The organism is Microcoleus sp. ARI1-B5 (genome assembly GCF_036705795.1).
GTDB lineage: Bacteria > Cyanobacteriota > Cyanobacteriia > Cyanobacteriales > Microcoleaceae > Microcoleus.
The window spans coordinates 28,897-49,851 of the sequence record NZ_JAUBVK010000045.1; the positions used below are offsets into that span (position 1 = coordinate 28,897).

The window sequence follows — 20,955 nt, forward strand, 5'->3', positions numbered from 1 at the left end:
TGAAAAACCGCATCAATCCAATAAACCGGCCCCGACCAAGACTATGAACAATTTTAAGCTAAAATATCATCCAGTAATTTGGCAAATCGCCCTTTTTGCCCTCGTATTTTTCCTGTGCAGCAGTACACGCCACGCCCTGCTTGAATCCAACGCTTTTGAACTGGGAATTTACGACCAAGTAGCGTACTTAATCAGTCAAGGACAAACGCCGTTTTCCTCATTTCTCCAAATTCACCACATGGGAAATCATGCCGCTGGGGTGATGTATCCCGTGGCTTTGCTGTACAAAATATATCCCGACGTTCATTGGCTGTTGCTAGTGCAAGCAGTAGCCCTAGCATTGGGTGCTTTGCCAGTTTGGAGTTTGGCCTGTCAAGCCGGATTAAATAATAGCATATCTCGGGCGATCGCCTGTATATACCTCCTCTATCCATTAGTCTTCAATGTCAACCTCTTCGACTTCCACCCAGAAGTAATTGCTTTACCAGCACTGCTAGCAGCAATCCTAGCCGCGCGGCTGAATAAAACCCTGTGGTTTTGTGCTGCCACCGTCTTAGTTTTGAGCTGCAAAGCCGTGCTATCTTTGACTGTGGCGGCGATGGGACTGTGGTTGTTGTGTTTTGACAAAAAACGCAATTGCGGGCTGATAGCTCTATTTCTCGGTGCGGGTTGGTTCCTCGTAGTTACTCAAGCAGTTATACCGTATTTCAATCAGGGAAGAGAACACGCGGGAATCGGGCGCTATGGATATTTGGGACATTCCGTTTTAGAAATTGCTGTTAATTTAATCTTGAAACCCAATCTAATTTTAGGGCGTTTGTTTTCCGCTGATACTTTTGAATATTTAGCCTTATTAATATTGCCTGTAATTTGGTGGATTTCGCCACGGCATCTGACACCTTTAATTAGTGCGGTGCCGATGTTGGCGATGAATATTCTTTCGGATATCCCGGCTCAGCGAGATTTAATCCATCAGTATTCTATTCCTATATTGCCATTTTTGTTAGTTGCCGTAATTTCGACTTTTGCAGCTAGGAATCAGCCACAGGTAAAGACAATATTTGATAGATTGCCAATTCCTAAATATCAATTGCCTAGAGTCATTGTAATTTGGTCGCTGATTGGGTTTTTAGCTTTAGCGAAATACGGCTATTTTTGGACTATTTATTTAGATTCGCTCGACACTTTGCCAGCTACCAGAGAAGCCATCGCCCTAGTCAATACAAAAGGCAGCGTTTTAACAACTTCTCACATTGCTCCGCACTTAACGCACCGCCCTGTCGTAAAACTAACTCAGGCTCACGCGCCGCCCGCAAATCTCGCAGAATTTGAGTATGTCTTGCTGAATTTGCGCTATCCTGGCTGGATGAGCGATCGAGCTTTTGTGCAAAACCTAGTAACTCAACTAAAAAATTCCCCTCAATTTCAACTAAAATATCAGCGAGACAACATATATCTATTTACTAAGAGTCAGTAGTCAGTAGTCATCAGTCAACAGTCATCATTCAACAGTCAACAGTCAACAGTCAACAGTCAACAGTTAACTGTCAACAAATTCGCGCTAATCCTCAACTTTCAAAGCCCTTCTTGCCAACTTCACATAAGTTTTCACAGTTTCATAAGGCATTTCCAAATCAGCAGCAATATCAGACAAAGATTCCCCCAAATCCCGGCGCGCCAAAATCGTCGCCCAAGTTTCCGCAATCTCAGCAGCCCGACTTCCACCTGTACGCTTTCTGTGCGCCATAAATTTCTCTGTCAATTCATCTATTCGCGCCGCCAATACGCTTTGTATCGACACTTCTGGTATCGCTTCTGTCAACCATTGCGATCGCGTTTGTCCCAATCCAAAAGTTGTTTTGTGCCCCGTGCCGCAGTAAGGCGCTAATCGCCCCAAAGCATAAAATAATTGTACAAAATCTGGGCGCAATGCGGCCGATCGCCCGAGCGCAAATTCCACAGCCCCAGTAAATCCCGTTACCATGCCTTTTTTGCCCGCCGCCACCTTTTGCGATTCCAATTTGTGGCGGCTAATAATTACATTTTCATCAATCCAATGCAAAAAATCTGCTTGGTCAAAATTCATCCCAGAAAAGTTATTCCAGCGGCGCAAATAGCTGTGAAAAACATTTTCGGGAACTGGGAGGGGGAAGTGATGGCCTTTGCTGCGAAAGCTTGTAGGAGTCACAAAACTAAGTTTTATGTTTCGCGATAATGGATGTTCTGCTGTTAGTAATTGCTGGTAAGTTGTGGGAGCAAAAGCAATCTCCCAAGAGCGAATTACCAGCGGAGCATTTCGCAAATCAATCTCTTGGGGCAAATTTTGCAGCCACTGACTCAGCCACTGCACTACTCGCTGGGAAAGTCCTGTTACGTACCAGCGATAAATTCGATCGCCCAAAAGCTGAAATTCCTTACCGGCTGGGAGCAAATCACCCTCCAATCCCGAAATAGTAAAGGCTTTTTCTGACTGCTCGCCGTGCAAAAGCTGCGATAAATCCGGGTCAGTTTCCTGTACTTGATGCAAAAACCAAGCGTGCAAACCTATAGCATACTGCGCGTACAGATAGCTAGCAGCGCGGGGGGTCAATTCAAACACTAATCCGACTAACTCGGTCTCAGCGGGCCAAATCAGCCCAGAGGAAGGAACTTTTTTGGTGCGGGTGGGGGGCGGGGAAATTGCCATGAGATTCCGGAAACAGGGACAGCGGTGTCATATTTTATCTGATTTGTATCCCCTTTGGGGGATGATTTTTCAGGGCGGGCGATCGCCCAAATCTTTGGGCCGCTCCAAAAACCGGGTCAGCCGTCAGTTTCCCGAACCGTCCGGGATGCAGAAAAATCACTAAAAAACCGACAACCTAAAACTCAATTTTTGTCAAGGTTTTGCTCTTTGTAACTAAACAGAAATATACAAGTGTTTAAAATCACATTGTGCGCTACAATTGTCAAAAGCTCGTAGCATCCTCAACTCCGATCCTAAACTATGAACACAACAGAAAAATCCAAACTCTCCAACGAAAAAACTTTGGAGGCAATGAAGAATTTCTCCGAAACCTACGCCAAGCGCACCGGAACTTACTTTTGTTCCGAGCCTTCAGTCACTGCTGTCGTCATAGAAGGACTAGCAAAACACAAGGACGAACTAGGCGCTCCCTTATGCCCTTGTCGCCATTACGAAGATAAAGAAGCCGAAGTAAAAGCCGCCTACTGGAACTGTCCCTGCATTCCCATGCGCGAGCGCAAAGAGTGTCACTGTATGTTATTTCTGACGCCAGATAACGATTTTGCTGGAACTAATCAGGAAATTGGCATGGATCAGATTCACGCTGTCAGAGATACCATGTAATCGGTTAAGTAGGCGGTCTTCAGTTGACAGTTGACAGTTGACAGTTGACAGTTAAGAGCGACCTCTACTGACAGTTGACAGTTAACAGTTAACAGTTAACAGTTGACAGTATTGTTCCTATTTTGAAGACTTAGCTATTAACAAAACCGATCGCCGCCTACTCAAACACGCACCCAATCGAAACTCCCCAATCTCCAATCAATGACAGAGGAAATGCCGATCGAGTTTTGGCAAGGTATCGAACAGTTTAACAGCCAAGATTTTTACGCTTGTCACGATACCTTAGAGGCTTTGTGGATGGAAGCTGGCGAGCCAGAAAAAAAGTTTTATCAGGGAATATTGCAAATTGCCGTCGCGCTTTATCACTTAGGCAATCAAAACTGGCGGGGTGCAGTAATCTTGCTGGGAGAAGGCATAAATCGGCTCAATTATTATCAGCCGAGTTATGCCGGAATTGCTGTTGCAGATTTGCTCGGACAAAGTGCTAAACTTTTGAGCGCTTTGCAGCAAGCTGGCCCGGAAGCAGTAGCTAATTTTATACCGTTGTTCGCCGGTACAGAAATTGCAGGCTTGCAATTGCCGCGAATTATCAAAGTAGAACCAATTTAAATTGCCGGCCACTTGCACAATAAATTATTAGACACCCTTTTATTTGATTATTTTGTTCGATCGTTCGGAATGCAAGTCCTGATTAGACCTTTTCTAAAAGTCGCTTTCCAATGAGGAAATTATCTGCGTTAATCTCCGTCGAGCTGCGGTGGATCTATCAATCAAAGATTTATGCAACAAGTTTATTGACTAAAAGCCACGCTAGAGAGGACGCTCAGTCCGATGCGGAGAACCGTTTGGAGAGGACGCTCAGTCCGAACGATCGAACTGTAAATCAGCCAAACACGTCGTGAAAGTGGCTGCTGTCTTGCTAGGATAATTGGTTGACGCTCTCGGGCAGGTCGATCGACCTCACGGGAATTTTTCACGGCCGTTAAGATAAAATACCTAACTATCGCGTGTGGTAGATCTAATCTCCATAGAGAAAAATCTGGGGGTGAGATAATGCCCTTCAGCAATTTCACAAATTTTGAGGCTTGCAAGCTATGATGCCCTCCGCTAAACTGCTCAATTCCCGAATATTCAAAGGATTATCGCTGCTGTTGCCGCTGACTCTGGCCGGCGCGATCGCCTCTCCCACCTACCCGCAAGCCGCGCCGCCCCGCACTCTTTCCGTGCGATCGGACGTTCAAGAAGCCGACTCCAAAACCGGCATCGTGACAGCCCGCGGCAACGTCCAAATCAACTACCCAGCCCGCCAAATACAAGCAACCGCAGCCCAAGCTCAATACTTCAGCCGCGAGCGCCGGATCATTCTCAGCGGCGACGTGTACGTATTGCAGCAGGGCAACAGCCTGCGCGGCGAAACCGTGACATACTTGATCGATGAAGGCAGGTTTATTGCCCTGCCAGACAACCCAGGACAGGTAGAATCCGTCTATCTGGTTGCCCCGGAACAAGATGCAGCAGCCCAAAACGCGATCGGTCCCAAACCGGCCCCAGTTAATCCCAATCGCGGTGTTAAACCGCCCGCAAGTCCCCGAACAGCTCCTAAGTAACAGCCCCCGGTAGCAGCAAAATTTCGCATCGGCAAAAACATACTACTTGGGATAGATGCGAAATTTCGTGTTTTAAATAGCAAAAAGTTTGAGAATGTAGAATATAAACTTGAAACGCGATCGCACAAGCCCGCAGTCTGAAATTTAACTGGTAGAATTTGCCTCGGCGAGCATGAAAATTGTACTCGAAAATATTCACAAATCCTACGGAAAACGCAATGTAGTCAGTCGCGTCAACCTTTCCGTAGCCCAAGGAGAAATCGTCGGACTCCTCGGCCCCAACGGTGCCGGCAAAACCACAACATTTTACATAGCAACCGGATTAGAAAAACCCAATCAAGGGACTGTTTGGCTCAACGATTTAGACATCACTAAATTGCCGATGCACAAACGAGCCCAGTTGGGAATAGGCTATCTCGCTCAAGAAGCCAGCATTTTCCGCAACATGAGCGTGCGCGACAACATTTTGTTAGTTTTAGAACAAACTCAAGTGCCCCGCTGGGAATGGAACGATCGAGTCGATTTCCTGTTGCAAGAATTTCGCTTAGAAAAAATAGCATCCAGTTTGGGAATTCAAATCTCCGGGGGAGAAAGGCGGCGGACTGAACTGGCGAGAGCCTTAGCCGCTGGGCGAGACGGGCCGATGTTCCTATTTTTAGACGAACCGTTTGCAGGCGTCGATCCGATCGCAGTTGACGAAATTCAGACGATTATTGCCAAACTGCGCGATCGCAAAATCGGCATCCTGATCACGGATCACAACGTCCGAGAAACCCTCGAAATTACCGATCGAGCCTACATCATGCGAGACGGCCAAATTTTAGCCTCCGGGGCTGAAGAAGAACTCTACAGCAACCCTTTAGTGCGGCAGTATTACTTAGGCGACAACTTCGTGCGATAGTCTTTTATAACAACCGCCAAGGGATTAGGACAAATTAAGTAGGGGCTCACTTCGCCTAAATATAAATATCCCATCCCAGATATCGATAAACCCGCCCCCCTCGACTATAAAAACACAAGACAGAATTTGACAATTTAAAATTTAAATTTTAGCTTGAGGAGCAAACCGCAAAAACGCCAAAGTTATGAAAATAGCAATGTCCAAATCTTTCAATCCCCTCAACTGGCTGCCGAGAATTTCAGTAATGGACTGGTACATTACCAAAGAACTAATCGGCCCATTTCTGTTTGGCGTCGGACTATTTACATCCGTCGCCGTCACCGTTGGAGCCTTATTTGAATTAGTACGCAGAGTAGCAGAATCAGGCCTCCCCTACGGCGCCGCCATGGAAATTTTCCTGCTGCAAATTCCGTACTTTGTAGTATTAGCTTTCCCCATGTCAATGCTGCTAGCAACCTTAATGAGCTACAGCCGACTTTCCAGCGACAGCGAACTCATCGCCCTCCGCAGTTGCGGAGTTAGCGTTTACCGATTGATAATGCCCGCAGTCATTATGAGTTTAATCGTTGCCGGCTTCACCTTTGCTTTGCAAGAGTTAGTCGTACCCGCCGCCAGCTACAGAGCTACTTTAACTTTAGACAGAGCTCTGAAGCGAGAAAAACCGACATTTCAAGATCGCAATATTATCTACACAGAATTTCGCAAACCCGAAAAAGGCGGTGAAGAAATCCTGTCCCGCTTTTTTTATGCAGAACAGTTTGACGGCCAGCAAATGAAAGGTTTAACAATTATCGATCGCTCCACCCCAGGCCTCAATCAAATAGTTTCTTCAGAATCAGCTACTTGGAATCCCACAGAAAACACCTGGGATTTTTTCAACGGAACCGCTTATATAGTAGCTCCAGACGGCTCTTACCGCAATATAGTTAGGTTTCAACACCAGCAGTTGCAGCTCCCCCGCACGCCCTTAGATTTAGCTGCCAGAGTCCGAGATTTCAAGGAAATGAACATTGCTCAAGCTTTAGAGCGTTTGGAAATCATTAAAAACAGCGGCGACGCACCCCAAATTCGCAAACTCAAGGTACGAATTCAAGAAAAATATGCTTTTCCTTTCGTGTGCCTGGTATTTGGCTTAGTGGGAGCCGCTTTGGGAACTCAACCGCGCCGCTCCGGGAAAGGGACGAGTTTTGGTATTAGCGTAGTTGTAATTTTCACTTACTACGTATTTTCTTTCATCACCAGTTCTATGGGCGTGAAAGCTGTTTTGACACCGATTCTGTCGGCTTGGCTGCCGATCGCGTTTGGCTTGGGAATCGGCGGATTGTTGTTGGGACGGGCAGCCTCTAAATAATACCATTTTCCCAAAATAATGCAACTGTCGGGCCGCGATCCAAACCCTTATCCAGTAGACTTGCATTGCATTCCCAAGCTCGTTATTCCTAAAATTATCTGCGTTAATTTGTGTGGCATCTGCCTTCAATCTGCGGTTCACCGATCGATCGAAGATTTATGCAATTGCTCGTCCAGTAATATCATGTCCGGTGGATTGACCACAATAAGATTGGTTTGTAGTGCGCCCGAACGTCCGCTCTCAGGCTGCGGACTTCAGTCCGCACAGATCCGTTTTTGTTATGGTAATCGACCGGACATGATATATAGCAACCGCCACATCTGGCGCGGACATAAATAACCTCATCAATAGCTCCCTGAAACCGCTAGCATAAACAGTTTGATTAGGGTACATAGTAAGCTGTCAACTGTCCCCGGTCAACTGTCAACTGAAGGAACAATTCTTTCCCAGAACGGAGGCGATCGCCCCAATCAGTTCATCCGGTTCGATCGGCTTTGCCAGATGTCGTTGAAATCCAGCTTTAAGAGCTTGCTGTTGGTTAAAATCCCCCGCATAGGCAGTTAACGCGATCGCCGGAATTTGCCCGCCTAGGGATGGTGGTAAAGCTCGAATCTGCCGCATCAGCATATAGCCATTCATATCGGGCATTCCAATGTCGCTGAGCAAGACATCGGGCTGGCATTCCAGGAATGCTGCAAATCCTTCACGCGCCGTCGTGGCGGTTGTCACGAACGCTCCCGCCTGCTCTAGGACAAACGCCACAAACTCCCGCGAATCAATTTCATCATCGATCGCCAAAACTCGAACTCCATGCAAATCAAGCGACGGTTCAGAAGATGGACGATCGACCGCAGCGGCAGATGGGACGGGCATCAACGGCAGTTTCACGGTAAAGGTGGCTCCCAAACCTTCGCCAGGACTCTCGGCCTCAACGGTGCCACCGTGCAGTTCCACGATTTGCCGCACGATCGCCAGCCCTAACCCCAAGCCGCCAAATTTGCGAGTTGTCGAGCCGTCTTCTTGCCGGAAATACTCAAACACGTGCGGCAAGAACTGCGGATTGATGCCCGATCCTGTATCCATCACCCGAATCTGAGCCTGTCGCTCGACTTGCCTGAGTTCAACGGTAATAGGGGAGCCGTTGGGCGTGAACTTGACGGCATTGGCGAGCAAGTTCCACACCACTTGCTGCAAGCGCGCAGCATCGCCAGAGACGGGGGCGACGCGCAAGTCGAGGTCAAGCGCGATCGGAATATTCTTTGCTTCTGCTGCCAAACGCACCGTTTCAAGGGCACAAGAAATCACAAACGTCAAACTCACCGGAGCCGGTGTTAGGGTCAGCTTGCCCTGCATGATGCGGGAGATGTCGAGCAAATCTTCGATCAGTTGCGATTGCAGTTTGGCATTGCGCTCGATCGTTGCCAGTGCTTCAGCTTGACGGGCTGTGTCGAGTTTGCCGTTTTGCAGCAAGCGCGTCCAGCCCAAGATCGGGTTGAGGGGCGATCGCAGTTCGTGGGACAGCACCGCGAGAAACTCATCTTTAATGCGGTTCGCACGTTCGGCTTCTTCGCGGGCAGCTTGTGTTTGTTGCAAAAGTTGCTCGCGATCGCTCTCAAGCTGCACGCGATCGGTAACATTCCTAAAATAAATGGTGATTCCCGAAGCCGCAGGGTAGCTGCGAACATCGTACCAACGGTTGTGGTCCGAGTAAAACGCCGTGACTGACAAAGCCACGCGCTCGCTTGCCGCGCGCCGGTGAACTCGCTCAAACTCGCTGCCATTGAGTCCTGGGAATTCTTCCCAAAAATTCTTCCCGATCAGATCGCGCGGAGTGCGGTCTAGCAGAATTTCGGCTGACCGATTCACGTAAGTGAAACGCCAATTCTCATCAAGGGCAAAGAATCCATCATCAATGCTCTCCAGAATATTCCGGCTTTGCTCCTCGCTGGCGCGTAAGGCTGCTTCGGCAAGCTTGCGATCGGTGATGTCGCGGCTTGTTCCTGCGACTGCTTCTACTGCACCACCGGCATCGAACAGCGGCACGAAAATGTACTCGTAAGCTCTTGTGCCCGAAGCGCTGGTGTAGGTCATTTCGTCTTTGAGCGGTTGGCGCTCGCGGATGACTTGTTGAATCTGTTGCTGAAGTCGGGCGGCTAACTCCGGCGGGTAATCCAATTCAAAAAAGTTTTTGCCGATCGCTTCAGCGTATGTTTTCTGCCAGAGGTCGAGCAGCGCTTGGTTGACATAGGTGAACCGTCCCGCCAAATCCAAGGTGTAAATAAAATCTGAAACCGAAGACACAACCGCATCGATGCGGCGGCGCGCTGCATTCGCGCGCGATCGTCCCTGTTCCAAGTTGGCAGCGACACGGGCAAGCAGTTCGCGGGTGCTAAACGGCTTCACCAAATAGTCATTGGCTCCCGCTTCGAGCCCCTCGACTGCCGATTCTTCTCCGGCACGAGCAGACAGCAGCAAAATCGGAATTTCGCGCGTTTGCGGATCGAGCCGCAACTGCCTGAGCAACTCAAAACCATCCATACCCGGCATCATCACATCACTCAGTACCAAATCTGGGGTGCGAGCCCGGGCAGCGACTAGAGCGGTTTCACCATCTGCAACCCTCTCCACTTCATAGAATTGGCTCAAGATGCCGGATAAGTAGTTCCGCATATCTGCATTGTCATCGACTAGCAGAATCCGAGCCGAAGCTGAGAATTGAGCAGCGGTTTTCTTTGGCAGGCTCAGGGCTTCGCTGTCTTCTGAATTTTCTGAGGGCAACCAACCTAACGCTTCTTCAACATAAGATTTCCCCGAAGTTAGAGCCTCGCTTTCGATCGGGCGGTTTGCTCTCGGCGCTGTGCCCACCGGCAACCGCACGCGAAAGGTACTCCCCTTGCCCAGGGTACTCTCAACGGCGATCGTCCCAAACAGCAAATGCACGAGTTCCTGCACTAGAGATAGCCCAATGCCTGTCCCCTCAAAGGTGCGTCCGCGCGCGCCCTCAACGCGGTGAAACCGCTCAAACAATTTGGGAAGCTCGGCTGCTGGGATGCCTGTCCCCGTGTCGCGCACGCTCAGTTCCACCTCGTTTCCCACCGAATGCAGAGCAACCGCTATCTCTCCTTCAAACGTGAACTTAAACGCATTCGAGAGCAGATTCAACACAATTTTCTCCCACATCCCCCGATCGACATAAATCGGTTCCGGCAAGGGAGGACAATCAACCGCGAGTTGCAGTCCGGCTTGCTCGACGGCAGAACGAAACAGACTTGCTAATTGGGCCGTATAGGTTGCTAAATCAGTTGGCTCGTAGTTTGCCTTTTGCCGTCCGGCTTCAATGCGCGAGAAATCGAGCAGCGTATTCACGAGCTTCAGCAGACGCAGGCTGTTGCGGTGCGCTAGGCTGACTTGCTCTCGTTCAAAAGGCGGTAAGCTACCGCTTTGCAGGACATCTGCCAGCGGATTGAGTATCAAGGTCAGCGGTGTCCGAAGCTCGTGACTGACATTTGAGAAGAAAACTGTTTTTGCCCGATCGATCTCGGCGAGCATCTCGGCACGCCGTCGTTCCTCCTCATAGGCACGAGCATTGCGGATGGAAACCGAAACCTGACCGACCAAAAGCTCGTAGAACGATCGGTATCCCTCATCCAGTGCCCGATTCGGGCTAATTCCGGCAACCAGCACTCCCAAGGGGGGGGTTTGTCCTTCGGAGGCGATCGGCATGGCGAGGGCAGAGCGAACAGGCTCGTGCCACGGCCCGCCGGGCACTGTAATGCGGCGATCGATTGCCTCGACTAGAACCGTTTCACCTGTCGCCGATCGATCTAAAGACCAAACATCATCACTAATTGCTAAATCTACTGAGCGCGGGCGTCCGAGTTCCTCTGCTGATAGACCCACAGCAGCTTGCAGGATGAGAGTTGTGCCGTTTGGTTCGCGCAAATAGAGGAGCGCAAAGGGAACGTCTAACGGACTCGCTGCGATCGCGGCCATCAGATCCTGGCAGGTTGCCTCAACACTTTGTGTTTCGCCTGCCTTGGAGGCTAGATCCCGCAGCAGCCGCAATCGCCGTTCTCCTAAGACTTGCTGCGTCACCTCACTACAAACAGCGAGCATACCGACAATCTGTCCGAAATCATCTTCTGCCGGGGCGTGCGAGACGCTGAAGTAAGACTCTTCCCGATAGCGGGCCCGAAGGAGCACCAGCAACAGCGCAGGAGTCCAGTTTGCTACCCCCGTTGCCATGACCCGCTGGATCATTGGCCCGAGAGTATCCCACGCTTCCGCCATCGTCTCCCGGATGTCGGTACCCAGTGCAGCCGGGTGCTTGTCGCCGATCAATTCAGAGTAGGCATCGTTGTAAAACTGCGCGAACTCTGGCCCCCATGTCAGCACCATTGGATACCGCGATGTGAGTAACGTCTTGACCAACGATTTGAGACTTTGCGGCCAAGCTTCGATCGCTCCGAGAGAGGTTTGCGACCAGTCAAAGGAGCGAGTGCGCGAACCCATTTCGCCCCCACCCACGAGCCATGCTGCTTTGTTGTCACCCGCTTGAGTCATCGCCGATCCTTTTGCTAATTCGATTTGGGATTGACACTCCCCGCGCTCTTTGCGACGGGGATTCTTAAGGCATTTCGGCCCTAATATCCTTGTTGCCAAGGTTCCCAAACTCATCACGTTTGCTCTTTGAGCGTGATGATATTTTTTGGGCGTTTAGGTGACAAACACCAAGTTTCGCGTCCTGGCCCACGTACTATTTCCAAGGCTCGATCTCTGATGGTTTTTGCTGCACCAATATCAGCGTGTTCGTGATACCCACATTCAACACAGATGAATTTTTCACCATCTCTATTTGATTTGTCAATGTGTCCACAGCTTCTGCATTCAGTGCTGGAGTATTTGGGGCTAACTTTAATTACGACCTTTCCTTGCTTTGCAGCTAAATACTCGATCTTCAGAATCAAATCACCCCAACTCGCATCAGAGATAGCACGGTTCAATCCTTTCTTTCTTGATTGTCCATTTTTAAGAAACCTCCCTGTTTTTTCATCGGTTTTTACTTTACATCGGCGCATCATCCCAGAAATATTCAAATTTTCTAAAGCGATTGCGTCAATATTGCGAGACACAACTTTATTCGCAATTTTCCATTGATGTGCTTGACGTTTGTTACTAATCTTTTGATAAAAACGCCCTACTTTTTTGATTGCCTTTTGGCGCTTTTTACTTCCCTTAGCTTTGCGACTAACCCGTCTATGTCTGACTTTCAGAATCCGCTTAGTTTTTTTAGCATTGGAGAATTTAGGGTTTTTAATCTGATATCCATCTGACAAATGAACCAATTTGGTAATCCCTAAATCGCACCCAATTACCTTTGTCACTTGTTCGAGAGGTCTACCCTTGTATTCAGGGACGGATTTATCTTCTATCCTGAGAGAAATATGCCAACCATCTTGACGCTTTCTAACGGTGCAAGCCTTAATGGTAAACCCATTGGGAATTTGACGTGAGTTATAAAATCCCATCCAACCTAATTTAGGAAGATAGATTTTATTTGCTTGTATTTTTACACCCATTAGGCAGGTAAAAGATGTAAAATTACTTCGGTTTTTGAATTTAGGAAAGCCCCTACCTTCAAAGAAATTCTTGTAAGCAGTGTCTAGGCGTTTAACGTTCTGCTGTAGAACAGTTGAGTCTACCCCGCTGTACCAAAGTCTAGCCTTTTTCAGTTCTGGTAGCGCTGTAATCTGAATGTCCGTCGCACTTCGACGGGGATTCCTAGTGTTGCCATCCTTATCAGATTTAGAATCTTTCCAAGGATTCCCGGTTGCACCGTTCTTGCTGACAAAGCAAGTTAGCGGTGAAGCTTCGCCACGAGTTGTAATGTTGCAGTAATTACCTTGGATGAATTGTTGATTGTATTGGACAATTCTGTCATTTAGACACCAGTTGTAGTGGCTTCTAAGCATATCCACCCAAGCTGACATTCTTGAGGCTTGCGTTTGATTGGGACGCAGCTTGTAAACGTAGTTGGTCAACAATTGCAGTTCACCTCTTGTCTTTGTCTTGCGTTTAATATACAGTAGACGTAAACAGAAGTCAATGAATATGGCTAAATTTTCTCCTGATGAGTACAGACATGAGAGCAACGCCGTCTCTCTACTAAATTATCACTTTGTTTTCATTCCCAAAAGACGAAAGAAAGTGTTAACTGGTTCAATTGCTGAGCGACTGCAACAGATTATTTGCGATGTCTGCAATGAAAACCGATGGCGCATCATCGCGATGGAGATTATGCCGGATCACGTTCATTTGTTTATCAATGCTAAGCCAATAGATGACCCGGCTACAATTATCAGGAAGATTAAGGGAAGAGCGTCACATCATTTGAGAAAGGAGTTTCCTGAACTCCTTAAATTGCCTACTTTGTGGACACCTAGCTATTTTGTTTCGACTGCTGGGATTATTTGCACGGAAACCGTTAAACGTTACATTGAGGCACAAAGAGATTAGGCAGGATAAATCCTGCAACGCCCTTTCATCCCTAGACTAAAGTCACAGGGTTTTCAGGGTATGTTTTATAATTAGTAGCTGTCATGAGTGTTCTTTCCCAGAACGGAGGCGATCGCCCCAATCAGTTCATCCGGTTCGATCGGCTTTGTCAGATGTCGTTGAAATCCAGCTTTAAGAGCTTGCTGTTGGTTAAAATCTCCGGCATAGGCAGTTAACGCGATCGCCGGAATTTTGCCGCCTAGAGATGGCGGTAAAGCTCGAATTTGCCGCAGCAGCATATAGCCATCCATATCTGGCATCCCAATGTCGCTCAGCAGCACGTCTGGCTTGGATTGCATTAACGCCACCAATGCTTCGCGTGCTGAGTTTGCCCAGATTACACTTGCGCTTGCCTGCTCCAACAGAAAAACCACAAACTCCCGTGTATCGGTATCATCATCCACCACTAAAACTTGAACGCCTTTCAAATTGAGCGATGGCTCTGAGGATTGCTCCTGGCGATCGGCGGCTGGCTTTGGAGGCATCAGCGGCAGTCTGACGGTAAATGTGGCTCCTAACCCTTCGCCTGGGCTGTCTGCCCCAACGGTGCCGCCGTGCAGTTCAACGAGGTGACGGACGATCGCCAATCCTAATCCCAATCCCCCAAACTTGCGCGTGGTGGCACTATCGGCTTGACGGAAGTAGTCAAAGACGTGTGGCAGAAACTCTTGAGGAATGCCGTTGCCGTTGTCGCTGATGGTGATTTGAGCTGACTCGCCCGCTTGCTCTAATCGCACCTGGACTCGACCGCCTGCTGGAGTAAATTTAACAGCATTGGAAAGCAGATTCCACACCACTTGCTGCAAGCGGGTTGAATCACCTGACACAGAACCCGCGTTACGATCGAGGCTTACCTCTAGCCCAATGGATTTGGCAAGAGCCGCCAGCCGCACTGTTTCGATCGCCGCTCTTATAGTCGATGCCAAATCGATCCGAGCGACATTCAGGCTGAGCTTTCCTTGCAAAATCCGGGAGACATCGAGCAAGTCTTCAATCAATTCTGATTGCAATTTAGCGTTCCGTTCAATTGTGGCGAGGGCTTGTGCCGTCTTCGCTTCGTCGAACTTGCGAACTTGTAGCAGCTTTGACCAGCCCAAAATGGGATTGAGGGGCGATCGCAGTTCGTGGGACAATACTGCCAGAAACTCGTCTTTCATGCGATTAGCTTGTTGGAGTTGTTGGGCTTGCTGCTGTAATGAACTTGTCAGGTTTGCCCGTTCCAGAGCGATCGCTACCTGATCGCAGGTTACTTGCAGCAGGTCAATTTCTTCTGAAGTAAAGCAAGTCCGGGTGCGACTGGCGAACGAGAGCATCCCCAACAACCGTCCCTGAGCAATCAGCGGTTGACCGGCATAAGCGGTGATACCCATTGAGCGGATTAGTTGAGCATGAGGATCGGTGGCAATTTGCTCTCGATCGAGAACAATTTGTCGCCGCTCCCGGGCAACCAGTCCACAGGTGTATTGACCGAAGTCGATCCATTCCATCGCTGCTGCCACTTCCTCAGAAATCCCGCTAGAGCTGCTCAAATGCAGGTGCAGCCGATTGTCTTTCTCCTCAACTAAGAAGTTGTAGTAACAATGGAGGTCTAGCTGGGCCGAGAGCTTGCTAAACAAGGTGTTCATCAGCGCTAGGGGTTGTTCTGTCGCAAGCAAATCACTGGTCGTTTCATACAGCAGGTGTAGCCGTTGGTCTGCCTGCCGCTGCGCGGTCTTGTCTTGCAAGATATTAACAAATCCTTGCGTGTTGCCCGTTTCATCCTGTAACGGCATCATTAAACCGCTCGCCCAAAAGCGGCTGCCGTCTTTCCGCACGTGCCAGCGTTCGTTCTCTGCTTGTCCCTGCTTAGCAGCAATTTGCCTCTCCCTCTGTGCTCGTCCCTGTTCCTTGTCTTCGGGGGTGAATATGATGCTACCGCAGCAGCCGATCGCCTCTGCGTCAGTGTAGCCCAAAAGCCTTTGGGCGCCTGAATTCCAACTAGCAATCGTGCCACCGGGATCGAGAGTGAATATGGCGTAATCTTTGGCACTCTCAATAATCAGACGGAGGCGGGATTCACTCTCGCGCAATGCGACTTCTGCTTGGAAGCGATCGGTGATGTCAATACAGGAACCGATGTAGCCCAAGAAATCGCCTTGTAATGTAAACCGGGGGATTCCTGTGTCCATAAACCAACGGTAGACTCCATCAAAGCGTCTGAGGCGATACTCCATCTGAAACTTTTGCCGAGCATCAAAGGCAGTGACATAAGTATCTAAGCAATATTGGAAATCATCCGGATGGACTCCTTGAACCCAACCATTGCCCATTTCTTGCTCCATCGTCCGTCCAGTAAAGTCCAGCCACGGCTGATTAAAGTAATTGCAGAGTTTATCAGTTCCCGACATCCAGATGAGAACAGGAGCGGTATCTGCCAGTTGCCGAAAGCGAACTTCACTCTCGCGCCGTTCAACTTCTGCTTGTTTGCGATCGGTAATGTCAATGATAAATTCCACGCCCTCTGCTTCATTGAACTGCGTCGCAGCGAACAATGCCCACCAGCGCGAGCCGTCTTTGCGGATGTATTCCTTTTCATAAGGAGTCGTGCGCCCGGTGGCTTCAAATTCCTCGACTGCTATCAGGGAATGGGGCATCCACTCCAGCGGTGTCATTTCGTCCCAGCGCACCAATCCTTGCTCAGTATCCTCACGGCTGTAGCCGCTCATGCGGAGGAAAGCGTCGTTGGTGTCGGTGATAGTACCGTCGGTTTTGAAGAAAATGACCCCGACGGTTTCGATCGCGATCGCCCGACGCAGACGCTCTTCGGATTCGCGCAAGGCTCGTATCGAGCCCTCGCGCTCAAATACGATGCTGGCGATTTTGGTGCCGAACTCGGACAGCCGGTACTCCCAATCAGTCGGCATCCGCGCCTCGTCGAAGCACAGCATCAGAGACCCGAGGGGCTGGTTGTCGCCGTCCAGTACGGGCGCCGAATAACACGCCAGCACGCCGTGAGCCGCGCATAAGTCTCGCCAGGGTTGCGACCAGCGATCGTCGTTGGCGATGTCCGCACAGGTGACAGGTTTGCCGCAATACACTGCCTCGCCACAGGTACCGATGGCAAGCTCATTAATCGGGGCATCCTTGAGTCCTTGACCGAATGACGGCTCAAAATCCGGGGTGATGGAGTAGGGAAACCTCAGTCGCTGGGCATCGGCTACCAGGATGCAGGCTCGCGTGCGCGGATTTAGCTGGGACACCGAGGCACACAGGGATGAGAGACATTCGTCCAGCGGGTGTCCCGATGCAGTTAACTCCAGCAGTCTCTTCTGCTCGACCAGCACGAGTTCCGCCTGTTTGCGATCGGTAATGTCAGTTGCAAAAATTGTCAGTCCATCGGGCGAGGGGTAAACCCGGTAATCAAACCAGCGATTCCAAGGCAGATAAAGATACTCAAACTGGATAGGCGTTTGTTCGCTCATCGCCCGATGGAATTGAACGCAAACATCGGTGTCAACGGCATCGGGAAACAAGTCCCAATGGTTATAACCGAGCAGTTCTTCTGGCGGCTTTTGAGCCATTTCGCACAGGCGATCGTTGGCGTAGGTGTAGCGCCAATCGCGATCGAGAGCAAAGAAACCATCACTGATGCTAGAGAGAATGCTTTCAACCTGCTGATAAGCTGTTTCTGCTTCTCGCCGCAGCACCTGTTCCTGCTGCATTGCTTCCCGCCGCAGTTGCGCCAGCTTCAAGTTTGCTTCCACTCGTGCTAACAATTCACGGGCAGAAAACGGCTTCGTCAAGTAGTCATCGGCTCCGGCTTCCAATCCCTCAATTCGGGCTTCTTCTCCCGCACGGGCAGACAGCAGGATAATCGGAATCTCTTTGGTTGTTGGGTCTGCTCGCAACTCCCGTAACAGCCCGAAGCCATCGAGGCGGGGCATCATGATATCTGTCAGGACGAGATCGGGCGTTTGTTGCCCAATTGCAGCTAACGCCGCCATGCCATCTGCTGCCGTTTCCACCGCATACCCTTGATTCAACAACAACCGCCTCACGTAATCGCGCATATCGCTGTTGTCATCGACAAAAATAATTCTACTAGAGAATTTATTTTCAGCGCGGACAGACGGCGGGCTTTGCCCGCCGTCTGTCCCAGCAACCATCTCGTTGCTCTTGTCTGGGAGCCAGCGCAAGAGTTCTTCCACATAGGTTGCAGCACTCGTTGAGGTGGAGGTGAGCGTGCCGGCCCGATCGATCTCAAGGGGCGGCAAGTGAGCAGATCCAGCAGGAATCGATACGGTGAAACTTGTCCCCCGATCGACCGCGCTGCTGACTTCGATCGTGCCTCCATGCAGCCGCACCAACTCCTGAACCAGCGATAACCCAATGCCGGAGCCTTCGTAAGTTCGTCCCTTGGCTCCTCGCACTCGATGAAACCGCTCGAAGATATGGGGTAGCTCCTGGGCCGGAATGCCTGTTCCCGTGTCCCTCACCTCTAGTTCGATCTGGTCGTCGCGATCGCGCAAAATAACGGCTATCTCCCCCTCAAACGTAAATTTGAAGGCATTGGAGAGCAAATTCAGCACGATCTTTTCCCACATCTGGCGATCGACACAGGCAGGTTGAGAAAGCGGCGGACAATCGACGGCGAGGCGCAGATTTGCCCCTTCGAGCGCTGAGCGAAATACACTCGCGAGTTCGGCGGTAAACGCTGCCAGATCCGTCTGTTCGTAGCAGGCTTGAATCCGTCCAGCTTCTATGCGGGAGAAATCGAGCAGCGTGTTGACCAGCTTCAGCAAGCGTTGCCCGTTGCGCTGCACCGCCTCCATCCGTTCTCGATGCTCAGGGGGTAGCGGCACGTTTCGATCGGTGAGAGCTTCCTCAGTTGGACCTAATATCAGGGTGAGGGGTGTCCGAAATTCATGGCTGACGTTATTGAAGAAAACTGTTTTGGCGCGATCGAGTTCTGCGAGTGTCTCGACTCGTTTTCGCTCTTGTTCGTAAGTGCGGGCATTGTTTATGGCTGTTGTCACCTGCCCTGCGAGCAAGTCAAAAAAGCCTTTGCAATCATCATCAAACACTCTGAGCGGACTCACTCCGGCAATCAAGAACCCGAAGGTTTCTCCGGCTCTTGCTAGCGGTAGAATGACCGCTTGATGGGGAGATTCAGACCATGCGCCGCCCGGTAAAAGTCCAAATCGCGCTTCTAAATCCTCAACAATCTTGCTTTCACCCGTCTCCATGACTTGCGCCAGTTGCCACCCGCAGGCCGTTTGGCCGGATGTCAGATCGATCGCCTCTGGGCTGGCGATCGTTCCGGCTGCTAACCTGGTTGTGCCTGCAAGTCGTGCTTGAGTGCGATCGCCATCGAGGAGATACAGCAGCGCAAACGGGATGTCGTGGGCGTTATGGGTCAATACGGTGGCCCAAACAAGGCAGGCGGCTTCTACCGTCAATGCGGTGACTGTTTCTGCTGCTAATTCGCGGAGCGTTCTCAATCGGCGATCGTTCAACACTCGCTCAGTTTCTTCGGTGACAGCGCAAAACACACCACCTGGTCTACCATCATCGCCGGGAACAGGACTGTAGGAGAAGGTGAAGTACGTCTCCTCTGGATACCCGTTTCGCTCCATGATGAGCAAGGCTTCTTTATTCCATGACGATTTGCCTTCATTTAAGACGGCTTCAGCTTGAGGCCCAACGACCTCCCAAACGTCTGCCCAGACATCAAACGCAGATTCACCTAGGGCCTCCGGATGACGCTGACCCAGGACAGGGATGTAAGCGTCGTTGTAGAGGTTAATCATCTGGTGTCCCCACCAAACAAACATGGGGTAGCGGGAACCCAAGACGATCCCAATTGCGGTTTTTAAGCTCTGCGACCATTTCTCGACAGCACCTAATGGCGTTTGCGACCAATCGCGCGATCGGATCAGCGCCGACATCTGGCCGCCACCGGCAAAAAGCTCGCTCGGAATTTCCCCTGCTCCCTTAACACTCATACTTTTGCCTTCCCCATAGAAATATATTTTGTTCGCAGTGCCCCACCGCTAAATCCTAACTGATTGAGTAGGGCTCAAGTACAGTGAGCGATTTGCTAACAGATATTCACAATCACCTATAAATGCTGTAGTGTATGTAAATGCCATACATACCACTCAGATTCATGAGTCGAATTTCTGGGTTTGCATCCAAACACCTTACGAAAGTCCTCCGATGAAGGGAAAATCTAGAGCATCAAAAACGAAGCAGGGCAAAGACTTTTTGATGTCGAGTACGAACAGCGCGGTGCAATTGGAGCTACCAATATTTGCTACTGTCGCGTCAGTTCAACTTTCGCAGCGAGACGACCTTGCAAGGCAAGTTGAATTTATGCGAGAACGACACCCAGAAGCCGAAATCATCCAAGACATCGGATCTGGACTCAACTTCAAAAGGAAAGGATTGCAAGCCTTACTGGTCAGACTTATGCGCGGAGCTCGGCTCAAGATTGTTGTTGCCTGTAGAGACAGATTGTGCAGATTCGGATTTGAATTGTTCGAGTTCATGGTCAAACAAAACGGTGGAGAAATGTTGGTTCTCTCAAATCCTGTTCACTGCCCAGAGAGCGAACTCACCGCCGATCTTCTTGCCATCCTTCACGGCGACCGTTGCAGGATGCACGAACGGCGAAGCTACCGCCCGTAAATCAAGAAAGATCCGAATATTCCCCAACCCTGAGCAAAAAGCCATTCTCAAGAAATGGTTTGGCGTTTCCCGGTTTGTCTTCAACACAACAATTAAATACTTGCAGGAACCGGGAACCAAGGCAAATTGGCTGGCAATCAAGACAGGAATTCTCTACTCACTACCTGACTGGGCTTCATCGGTTCCATTTCAAATTAAGTCAATTGCTATTAAAGATGCCTGTCAAGCTTTCAAAAAAGCCAAAGCAGATTTCAAGAAAGATGGGCAAGTCCGTCGCTGTAAATTCCGCAGTCGCAAAGATACAAAGCAATCTGTTTTTATTCCCAAAACTGCCGTCAAAAACTGTGGTATCTACCACACAATCTTGGGTCAGTCAAAGCTGAAAGAGGCATTACCCGAAGTTTTCAGTGATGGGCGGTTGACGCTTGCCTACGGTGAGTATTACCTTTAGGACTTACGCATTGACAAAATAACTCTATTGTGTATATCTGGAACAGAGGTGAATTCAATTCCCAAAACAAAC

General features: G+C 49.8%; 15 protein-coding genes. 10 read left to right on the forward strand and 5 right to left on the reverse strand.

Annotated elements, in window-relative coordinates:
* Positions 1 to 43 precede the first annotated feature (43 nt).
* Positions 44 to 1,477 (forward strand): DUF2079 domain-containing protein, encoded by a 1,434-nt coding sequence (locus QUB63_RS32740; protein ID WP_332949554.1) that lies wholly within the window; start codon positions 44 to 46, stop codon positions 1,475 to 1,477.
* A gap of 84 nt (positions 1,478 to 1,561) precedes the next feature.
* Here QUB63_RS32740 and cas6 read toward each other — a convergent pair whose 3' ends face one another.
* On the reverse strand, positions 1,562 to 2,686 hold the full coding sequence (cas6, locus tag QUB63_RS32745; protein ID WP_332949555.1) for a CRISPR-associated endoribonuclease Cas6: 1,125 nt from the start codon (positions 2,684 to 2,686) through the stop codon (positions 1,562 to 1,564).
* On the opposite strand from cas6, the gene QUB63_RS32750 reads away from it, so the two are divergent.
* The 3 genes from QUB63_RS32750 to QUB63_RS32760 all read left to right on the forward strand — a co-directional run bounded on the left by QUB63_RS32750 (position 2,685) and on the right by QUB63_RS32760 (position 3,958).
* Positions 2,685 to 2,849, forward strand: a complete 165-nt coding sequence (locus QUB63_RS32750; protein WP_332949556.1) for a hypothetical protein — start codon at positions 2,685 to 2,687, stop codon at positions 2,847 to 2,849. The genes cas6 and QUB63_RS32750 overlap by 2 nt on opposite strands.
* 137 nt (positions 2,850 to 2,986) lie before the next feature.
* Positions 2,987 to 3,349, forward strand: coding sequence for a ferredoxin-thioredoxin reductase catalytic domain-containing protein (locus tag QUB63_RS32755; RefSeq protein ID WP_332949557.1), 363 nt, complete (start codon positions 2,987 to 2,989; stop codon positions 3,347 to 3,349).
* A gap of 201 nt (positions 3,350 to 3,550) precedes the next feature.
* Positions 3,551 to 3,958 carry a DUF309 domain-containing protein gene (locus QUB63_RS32760; protein ID WP_332949558.1) on the forward strand — a complete coding sequence of 136 codons (408 nt, stop codon included), beginning with the start codon at positions 3,551 to 3,553 and terminating at the stop codon, positions 3,956 to 3,958.
* 182 nt (positions 3,959 to 4,140) lie between these two features.
* On the opposite strand, the gene QUB63_RS32765 is transcribed toward QUB63_RS32760, so the two are convergent.
* On the reverse strand, positions 4,141 to 4,326 hold the full coding sequence (locus QUB63_RS32765; protein WP_332949559.1) for a hypothetical protein: 186 nt from the start codon (positions 4,324 to 4,326) through the stop codon (positions 4,141 to 4,143).
* A gap of 117 nt (positions 4,327 to 4,443) precedes the next feature.
* Between QUB63_RS32765 and QUB63_RS32770 the strand changes: the two genes are divergently transcribed.
* From QUB63_RS32770 to QUB63_RS32780, 3 genes are all read left to right on the forward strand, one after another.
* Positions 4,444 to 4,956: an LptA/OstA family protein gene (locus tag QUB63_RS32770; RefSeq protein ID WP_332949560.1), complete on the forward strand. Its 513-nt coding sequence runs from the start codon at positions 4,444 to 4,446 to the stop codon at positions 4,954 to 4,956.
* 172 nt (positions 4,957 to 5,128) lie between these two features.
* Complete coding sequence (lptB, locus tag QUB63_RS32775; RefSeq protein ID WP_332949561.1) at positions 5,129 to 5,857, forward strand: LPS export ABC transporter ATP-binding protein; 729 nt, start codon at positions 5,129 to 5,131, stop codon at positions 5,855 to 5,857.
* 184 nt (positions 5,858 to 6,041) lie between these two features.
* On the forward strand, positions 6,042 to 7,208 hold the full coding sequence (locus QUB63_RS32780; RefSeq protein ID WP_332949562.1) for an LptF/LptG family permease: 1,167 nt from the start codon (positions 6,042 to 6,044) through the stop codon (positions 7,206 to 7,208).
* Between the two features lie 423 nt (positions 7,209 to 7,631).
* On the opposite strand, the gene QUB63_RS32785 is transcribed toward QUB63_RS32780, so the two are convergent.
* Positions 7,632 to 11,771, reverse strand: coding sequence for an ATP-binding protein (locus QUB63_RS32785; protein ID WP_332949563.1), 4,140 nt, complete (start codon positions 11,769 to 11,771; stop codon positions 7,632 to 7,634).
* A gap of 113 nt (positions 11,772 to 11,884) precedes the next feature.
* Complete coding sequence (locus QUB63_RS32790) at positions 11,885 to 13,249, reverse strand: RNA-guided endonuclease InsQ/TnpB family protein (protein ID WP_332949564.1); 1,365 nt, start codon at positions 13,247 to 13,249, stop codon at positions 11,885 to 11,887.
* A 70-nt stretch (positions 13,250 to 13,319) separates the two neighbouring features.
* Between QUB63_RS32790 and tnpA the strand changes: the two genes are divergently transcribed.
* Positions 13,320 to 13,724, forward strand: a complete 405-nt coding sequence (gene tnpA, locus QUB63_RS32795) for an IS200/IS605 family transposase (RefSeq protein WP_332949565.1) — start codon at positions 13,320 to 13,322, stop codon at positions 13,722 to 13,724.
* A 71-nt stretch (positions 13,725 to 13,795) separates the two neighbouring features.
* Here tnpA and QUB63_RS32800 read toward each other — a convergent pair whose 3' ends face one another.
* Positions 13,796 to 19,747 carry a PAS domain S-box protein gene (locus tag QUB63_RS32800; RefSeq protein WP_332949567.1) on the reverse strand — a complete coding sequence of 1,984 codons (5,952 nt, stop codon included), beginning with the start codon at positions 19,745 to 19,747 and terminating at the stop codon, positions 13,796 to 13,798.
* Between the two features lie 370 nt (positions 19,748 to 20,117).
* Between QUB63_RS32800 and QUB63_RS32805 the strand changes: the two genes are divergently transcribed.
* Positions 20,118 to 20,432, forward strand: a complete 315-nt coding sequence (locus QUB63_RS32805; protein WP_332949569.1) for a recombinase family protein — start codon at positions 20,118 to 20,120, stop codon at positions 20,430 to 20,432.
* Positions 20,374 to 20,883 carry a helix-turn-helix domain-containing protein gene (locus QUB63_RS32810; RefSeq protein ID WP_332949568.1) on the forward strand — a complete coding sequence of 170 codons (510 nt, stop codon included), beginning with the start codon at positions 20,374 to 20,376 and terminating at the stop codon, positions 20,881 to 20,883. Before QUB63_RS32805 ends, QUB63_RS32810 begins: the two co-directional genes overlap by 59 nt.
* The last annotated feature ends 72 nt before the right edge of the window (positions 20,884 to 20,955 follow it).